Genomic DNA, 7,213 nt, shown 5'->3' with positions numbered 1-7,213 from the left:
TAGGAGTCGTAGGCGAAGCGGGGGTTGTTGGTGAACTTGGCCAGGCCCTCCACCACCACGTCGTTCAGGCCCAGGTTCAGGATGGTGTCCATCATGCCGGGCATGGAGGCGCGGGCGCCGGAGCGCACGGACACCAGCAGGGGGTTCTCGGGATCGGCAAACTTCTTGCCGCAGATCTCCTCCATCTTGCCCAGGTACTCGTAGATCTGGGCCTGGATGTCCGCGTTGATCTGACGGCCATCATTATAGTACTGGGTGCAGGCCTCGGTGGTGACGGTAAAGCCCTGAGGCACCGGCATACCCAGGTTGGTCATTTCGGCCAGGTTGGCGCCCTTGCCGCCCAGCAGCTCCCGCATGGAGCCGTTGCCTTCGGAGAACAAGTAGACGTACTTGTGAGAATTGCCCATTTTCACATTCCTCCTAAGTTTGTTCCGCTGACACATTTGATGCGGTAACTTGCACATATTATACCATTTTGACAAACAAATGCAAGACGTCTCGGGGGAATTTACCTCCCTTTGACCAAACTGTGCAGTTTATCAAAATGGGGCGGATTGTTGCCGGATCGTAACCAAAAAAGGCTTGACAAAATGAGGTTACAGTTGTACCCTATAGGCAAGAAGGTACAATTGTAACCTAAAGGAGGTAGTTCTATGGCAGCGGCGGAAGAAAAGATCACCGAGGCGGAGCTGGAGGTGATGGAGGTGTTGTGGGACGCCGGGGAGCCGGTGACGCTGGGGCAGATCAGGGAAGCCCTGGCGGACCGGAACGGCGAAACGGTCAAGACTCTGCTGCGGCGGCTGTGTGTCAAGGGGGCGGCGGCCCAGGAGAAGCGGCAGGTCTACTACTACCGGCCTCTGGTGAGCCGGGAGGAGCTGGGTTGCTACCGCACCCGGAAACTCATTGACAAGCTGTATGCCGGGTCGGCCCGGCAGATGGTGGCCGCCCTGGTGGAGCATGACCAGCTGTCCGGGGAGGACATTGCCCAGCTGCGGGCCCTGCTGGACGGCCTGGATCGGGAAGGGGAGAGCTGATATGGCGACCTTTCTGCACACCCTGCTCAGGTTAAGTCTTCTGGGTTCGCTGCTCACCGGCCTGCTGCTGTTGGCTCGGCCCCTCATCAAAAGCAGGGCGGCGGCCTACTACCTGTGGCTGCTGGTGCTGGTGCGGCTGTGCCTGCCGGTGGGGGTGACCATCCCTCTGCCCGCCCTGTCGGAGCAGCCGGTTCAGATCCAGACCCAGACGGCAGCGCCCAACGAAGGTGTTCAGACCCGTCCCGTCCAGTCCCAGGGGGAGACCGGTACTGAAGCAGCCTCCACGGCCCCCGATGCTGCCGCCCAGCCTTGGCAGGCGGCGGACTGGAAGGCGTTGCTCACCGCCCCTGAACTGTGGTTAGGCCTGTGGGCCGCAGGGGCAGGCCTGTGTCTGGGGCGGTATGTGTGGGGCTACCGGCGGTTTGCCGCCCTGGTGCGCGCCTCCGCCCGCCCCGCCGGTCAGGGGGCCCGGGATGTGCTGGCAGCACTGAGTCCCACCAGGAAAGTGGATCTGCTGGAGAGTACATACGTCCACACCCCCATACTGCTGGGGGCGGTCCATCCCGCCATTGTGCTGCCTGTTGGGGTGGAAAACGACCGGTTGGCGGATATCCTGGCCCACGAGCTGACCCACGCCAAGCGGCACGACCTGCTCTATAAGTGGTTGACGGCGGCGGTGACCAGCCTCCACTGGTTCAATCCCCTGATGGCGGTGGTACGGCGGGAGATCTCCCGGGCCTGCGAACTCTCCTGCGACGAGGCGGTGACCCGGCATATGGACGGCCCCGCCCGGAAGCACTACGGAGAGACTCTGCTGGCCCTGGCCGCCCGGCCCCCCAGAGGCATGGGCGTGTTGGCCACGACCTTATGTGAGGAGAAAACCCGGTTGAAAGAAAGGTTGGTGTTTGTGATGAAAGGAAAACGGCAGGGGCCTGCCGCCCTGGCGGCCACCCTGGTGCTGGCTGTTGCTCTGACCGGCTGTGCTGCCGTCAGCGGGGCGGCTCCCAGCCCCAGCCCGGCGCCCGCCGCCGACCAGGAAGGCCTGTTGGCGGACCCGGCGCTGTACGACCTGGACTATGACCTCCGGCTGGCCATTCCCAAAGATCTGGACGACCAGCTGCTGGTGAAGCTGCCGGAAGCGGGCGATGATTTTCTGGTATCCGTCTGGGAAAAGCGCAGCTATGAGGCGGCGGGCGGCGGCGACACCGATCTGGGCTGGCTGTTCAGCCTGGCCCGGTGGGACCAGGCCACCTATGAGCAGTACCTCATCTCCGACGGCAGCGGGGTGAAACCCTTTGCCCGGGGGGACGGCTGGTACTATGTGTGGCTCTTCGCCAGCGACGTGCGCTTTTACAGCGATGCCCAGGACCAGGCCGCTCTGGAGGAGCAGAGCAAAGCCTGGGAGACCCTGAACAGCCGGCTGCCCAAGGAAGTCAAAGTTGACTTTATCGCCCGCAACGGCCTGGAAGCCTACGACAACAGCATGTACTTCCACGACGGTTACCTCTGGGAGAGCGACCACCGCTACGTCTACTTCCGTACCGGGGACTGGAGCGAGTCCATCACCCTGATCCTCTCCCAGCCCGCCAAACAGGGGGAAGGCGGCATCTGGTGCGTGGAGGGCTGGATGGACAACAACTACGGTACCCGCTATCTGGTGCTGCCCCAGGATACCGGCACCACGGCGGCGGACTACTATACCGCCCTCCAGCAGCAGGCGGATGGGGGCCATGAGACCGGCCTGCTGGACCCCCTTTCGGCCGCCAGGGAATGGCTGGATGAGCGGGGCTACGATTTGGAGACCGGCCATGTGGAGCTGTCGGAGGAAGAACCGGCTATTGAGGCAAAAAGAATCCCTGCCTGATGGGCAGGGATTCTTTTTGTCTCAATATTTGTTGACCATTCCCGAGATCAGGGGAGTGGGCACCAGCCACATGATGAGGAATACCAGCAGGTTGGCGGCGGACAGGGAGGCATAGGCCCCCACGAAGGTGAGGTAGAAGGCTAAAATCAAGCCCACCGTGGCCCCCAGACAGGCCAGCACCGCTGAAGTACGGACGGCCCGGCGGAGCCGGGCGGCCCCTACCACCGCCTCGGAGTAGGGCACGATGCCCTCCCGGCACAGCACGGCGGTGAGGATGTCGCTGTGGAGCTGGTCCTCGTCGCTCAGCTCCATCCGCCGCTCCACGGCGGGATATTCCATCCGCTCCACCGGCAGCTTGAACCGCTGGCGAAGCATGGCGGGGGTGAGATTGAAGTCCCGGGTGGCCATCACCGGCGATACCCGGTTGCGGATGAGACTGGTGAGGGACGGGTCCAGCGCCCCGTGGAGGATATAGTTCAGAGCAAAGATGCCCGCCAGTTCCCCGTCGATGGCGCAGAACACGGCGTTTTTCACCCGCAGGCCCGGAGGCAGGGCGATCTCCATCAGACGCATGAAGTCGGCGGAACCCACCAGCACCTGCTCATTGCGGATAACGCCGGACAGCCCGCCTTCATAGCAGAAGAAGTTGGAAACCCGGCGGTAAATGGCCCCCTGGGAGCGCAGCAGGTCATGGAAGGGCTTGTCCAGGCCGCAGCCCGACTCCCGGATCAGGGTGGCGGTGTCGGCCACCACCTTTTCCGCCGGGAAATCCCCGAAGATCTTGATGCCGTTGAGGGACACATAGCCCGGCGGGAAGAGATCGGCATCGGTGACCAGAATGCCGCTGCCGCCGGTAGCGGTGACCCCGTCCCAGCCGGCGATGGCGGCCCCCGACTTGCTCAGCCGCTGGCATAGGGTGAGCCAGGGCTGTCCAAAGCACAGGGCCCCCGACAGGGAGGCGGAAGCGGTAAGGGTGGCCGACAGGCACCAAAGCAGCCGCTCGGGCGCACCCCGGCCGATGGAGGCTATGATGCTCAACAGCAGGCTGGCGATAAACAGCAGGGGGCAGATCCGCCAGAAGATGCGCTGGGCGCCGTCGCTGGCCTGCATCTGCCGGCCAAAGCCCACCACTTCTCCCGACCACTTGGCGTAGGTGTCCCGGCCGTTCCACTTGCCCTCGTCCAGAGTGACCAGATAGGGGTGGGAGGCGGAGGCCGCCGTCCGGCAGGCCAGCCGCAGGCCCCGCCGCTTGCGGTAGGTACCCCGCAGCAGCAGGGAGATACCCAGCACAATGGCGGCGCAGTAGGGCATCTGGCCTTCCCGGGGATCCAGCTTGTACATGGTCAGAGCGTCGGCCAGGGTGGCGGCGGCGGCAAAGACCAGCAGGGTATCCATGCCGAATTCCAGCCGCAGCAGGCCGAACAGACCCCGGAACAGTACGTCCAGCCCCAGCAGCATGGCCAACACCTGCACCCCGGCCAGAGCCAGCATCCGCAGTTGGGGGGTGAGGGCGGCGGGGTAGGGGAAGAGATCCAGAGTCAGGTAGAGGGTGGGAAGAAAGAGCAGGAATACCAGGGTGGAGCGCAGCCGCAGCCCCTTGAGCCCCTTGCCGTACCGGCGGGCCAGATCTGCCGGCGGCAGATCGGGGGCGGGGGGCGGCTGGCGGCGGGGCTTACGCTCCCGACGGCGGGGAGAGGGTTCCTCCTCCTCGTCGGTGCCGGGGATGAATTCCTCCGCCCGGCGCACCGCTGTGTCGTTCTCCACGTCCTCCTCTTCAAACATATGCTCGGCGTAGTCGTCCGCCCGCTTCAGCAGACGGTTGATGCCCTCGGCCAGAGGGCTTTCTTCCGGAGCAACGGCTTCCTCCGGGAACTCCAGCACCTTATCCTGTTCCGGCTGCTCGGCCTTTGGGGGCGGAGACGCCTGCTCCGGCTGCTGCCGGACAGGCGGGGTGGCAGGGGACGGGCGGGTTTTCCGGGCGGGCTGGGCGCCTGCCTCCGGGAAGGTGAGCAGCCGCCCCGGCTGTTTGGGCGGCTCGGACGTCCGCCGCTTTTTGGGTACGACAGGGAAGGGGATGGTGTCCTCGTCCTCCTTCCGCTTTTTCTTCTGCCCGCTGCCGAATTCCGCCAGAATGGATTCCAGGGAGAACTCGTCCTGGCCGGGCAGACCACTATTCAGTTCACGATCCCGGTCCTTTGCCATAGGCTCGTTCTCCTTTTCATTGGATCGCGGTGCGTCAGCCCATCCGCTGCCGTACCGCTTCATACAGCAGGATGGCGGCGGCGGCGCTGGCGTTGAGGGAGTTGAGCTTGCCTTTCATGGGGATGCGTACCAGAAAATCGCAGGTCTCGCTGACCAGACGGCCCATGCCGTCCCCCTCGCTGCCGATAACAATGGCGGCAGGGCCTTTCAGGTCGGCGTCGTAGAGCAGCCGGTCCCCGTCGGCGGCGGTGCCGAACACCCATACTCCCTCGTCCTTCAGCTCCTTGAGCAGGGCGGGCAGGTTGGGCACCCGGGCCACCGGGATATGGCTCACCGCGCCGGCGGAGGTTTTGGCAACCACCGCCGTCAGGCCCGCCGAGCGGCGCTTGGGGATGATGACCCCGTGGGCCCCGGCGCACTCGGCGGTGCGAATCACCGCTCCCAGGTTGTGGGGATCGGAAAGCTCGTCGCACACCACGATGAGGGGGGGCTCCCCCTTTTCCCGGGCGGCGTTCAAAATGTCGTCCACACTGGCGTATTCCCGCACCGCTGCCTGGGCGATGACGCCCTGGTGGGAGTGGGTGCGGCTCATAAAGTCCAGCTTCTTCCGGTCGCACTCCACCACTACGATGCCCTTATCCCGGGCGGCGGCGGCAATGTGGGCCAGGGCGGCGTCGGTCTCGCCCCGGGCCAGAAAAATCTTGTCAATGGGCGTGCCTGCCCGCAGGGCCTCAGTGACGGCGTTGCGCCCCTCAATGATACCGTCGGCCTCGGCCTCCCGGGCCGGTCTGCGCTCCTTCATAACTTGCTTCCGCCTTTCTTGTTGATCATGTTCAGTATACCACAAGACAGGCCGCAGAAAAAGATCAAAATTCCCCCGTTTCATCCGGCCGGTTTCATAGAAAGTTTACAGCTTTCGGCCTTCCCTTCCTTGTTTTTTGGAGGTGTGTGTGCTATAACTATAATTACTTTCCATCTGGAATGAATGTACTCAAGGAGGCATCCTCTTGAATTCCGATCACCAAAACAACAACCGCGGAAAGGGCGGAGGCAATAATAAGCGCAATGTGACTGCCGTTGTGTCCATTATCCTGTGGGCGCTGGTGCTGACGGTGCTTGTGAATTATGCCACCTCCATGTTCCGCCAGGCCAACTCGGTGGAGCTGAGCTACGGCGTATTCCGGGAATTGGTCAAGGAGGACTGCGTGGCCGGAGTGGTCATGGAGTCCAATAAGTACACCATCTACCTGAAGGACGGCGTATCGGTGGACGCCAGCGGCAATATCACCAAGACCGCCACCGCCGCCGGCCTCACCGGGGAGACCGGGGGGCAGACTTCGTCCCCTCTTATCCAGCGGGATAGGAATAAGACCACCTACTTCTGCGCGCCCATCACCCAGGCCGGGGTGCGGGACGATGAGCTGATCCAGCTGCTGGAGGAACACGACGTCACCCAGTACGGCCCCGAATATGTGGAGGAACTCAATCCCATCGTCTCCATGCTCATCTCCTGGGTGCTGCCTATGGTGGTGATGGTGTTCCTGTTCTCCTTCCTGTTCCGCAATATGGCGGGCAAGATGGGGGGCGGCCTGGGCAATCTGGGCAAGTCCAACGCCAAGGTTTACGTAGAGAAAAAGACGGGCGTCACTTTTAAGGACGTGGCCGGTCAGGACGAGGCCAAGGAGTCCCTGGTGGAGATCATCGACTTCCTCCACAATCCCCAGAAGTATACCGAGATCGGCGCCAAGCTGCCCAAGGGCGCCCTGCTGGTGGGCCCTCCCGGCACCGGTAAGACCCTGCTGGCCAAGGCTGTGGCCGGCGAGGCCAACGTGCCCTTCTTCTCCATCTCCGGCTCCGACTTTGTGGAGATGTTCGTGGGCATGGGCGCGGCCCGCGTCCGCGACCTGTTCAAGGAGGCCAACAAGATGGCCCCCTGTATCGTGTTCATCGACGAGATCGACACCATCGGCAAGTCCCGGGACAACCGCATGGGCGGCAACGACGAGCGGGAGCAGACCCTGAACCAGCTGCTGGCCGAGATGGACGGCTTCGACCCCACCAAGGGCGTCATCCTGCTGGCCGCCACCAACCGGCCCGAGGTGCTGGACCAGGC

Annotated in this window: 6 protein-coding genes; 3 read left to right on the top strand and 3 right to left on the bottom strand. The window is 63.6% G+C overall.

The genetic code is table 11. The features are described from left to right. Positions 1 to 407 (bottom strand): PEP/pyruvate-binding domain-containing protein (locus tag Q0K43_RS09285; protein WP_297290266.1); only part of this gene is annotated, 407 nt, incomplete at its 3' end. 246 nt (positions 408 to 653) lie between these two features. On the opposite strand from Q0K43_RS09285, the gene Q0K43_RS09280 reads away from it, so the two are divergent. Then, entirely contained in the window at positions 654 to 1,034 is a 381-nt protein-coding gene (locus Q0K43_RS09280) for a BlaI/MecI/CopY family transcriptional regulator (RefSeq protein WP_297290265.1), read from the top strand. A gap of 1 nt (position 1,035) precedes the next feature. Beyond that, positions 1,036 to 2,898 (top strand): M56 family metallopeptidase, encoded by a 1,863-nt coding sequence (locus Q0K43_RS09275; protein WP_297290264.1) that lies wholly within the window; start codon positions 1,036 to 1,038, stop codon positions 2,896 to 2,898. Between the two features lie 21 nt (positions 2,899 to 2,919). Here Q0K43_RS09275 and Q0K43_RS09270 read toward each other — a convergent pair whose 3' ends face one another. Next, on the bottom strand, positions 2,920 to 5,100 hold the full coding sequence (locus tag Q0K43_RS09270) for a hypothetical protein (RefSeq protein WP_297290263.1): 2,181 nt from the start codon (positions 5,098 to 5,100) through the stop codon (positions 2,920 to 2,922). Positions 5,101 to 5,134: 34 nt separating this feature from the next. Continuing rightward, complete coding sequence (gene rlmB / locus Q0K43_RS09265; protein WP_297290262.1) at positions 5,135 to 5,902, bottom strand: 23S rRNA (guanosine(2251)-2'-O)-methyltransferase RlmB; 768 nt, start codon at positions 5,900 to 5,902, stop codon at positions 5,135 to 5,137. Positions 5,903 to 6,107: 205 nt separating this feature from the next. Here rlmB and Q0K43_RS09260 point away from each other — a divergent pair. Beyond that, on the top strand, positions 6,108 to 7,213 hold a 1,106-nt coding region (locus tag Q0K43_RS09260), incomplete at its 3' end, for an AAA family ATPase (protein ID WP_297290261.1).

The organism is uncultured Flavonifractor sp. (assembly GCF_944383115.1).
Classification (GTDB): domain Bacteria; phylum Bacillota; class Clostridia; order Oscillospirales; family Oscillospiraceae; genus Flavonifractor.
This window is presented reverse-complemented; position numbering and strand designations above follow the sequence as displayed.

What these genes read in the sequence shown, in the direction of transcription:
- Q0K43_RS09280 (WP_297290265.1), top strand. Translation starts at nt 654, where the DNA reads ATGGCAGCGGCGGAAGAAAAGATCACCGAGGCGGAGCTGGAGGTGATG.
- Q0K43_RS09275 (WP_297290264.1), top strand. Translation starts at nt 1,036, where the DNA reads ATGGCGACCTTTCTGCACACCCTGCTCAGGTTAAGTCTTCTGGGTTCG.
- Q0K43_RS09270 (WP_297290263.1), bottom strand. Translation starts at nt 5,100, where the DNA reads ATGGCAAAGGACCGGGATCGTGAACTGAATAGTGGTCTGCCCGGCCAG.
- rlmB (WP_297290262.1), bottom strand. Translation starts at nt 5,902, where the DNA reads ATGAAGGAGCGCAGACCGGCCCGGGAGGCCGAGGCCGACGGTATCATT.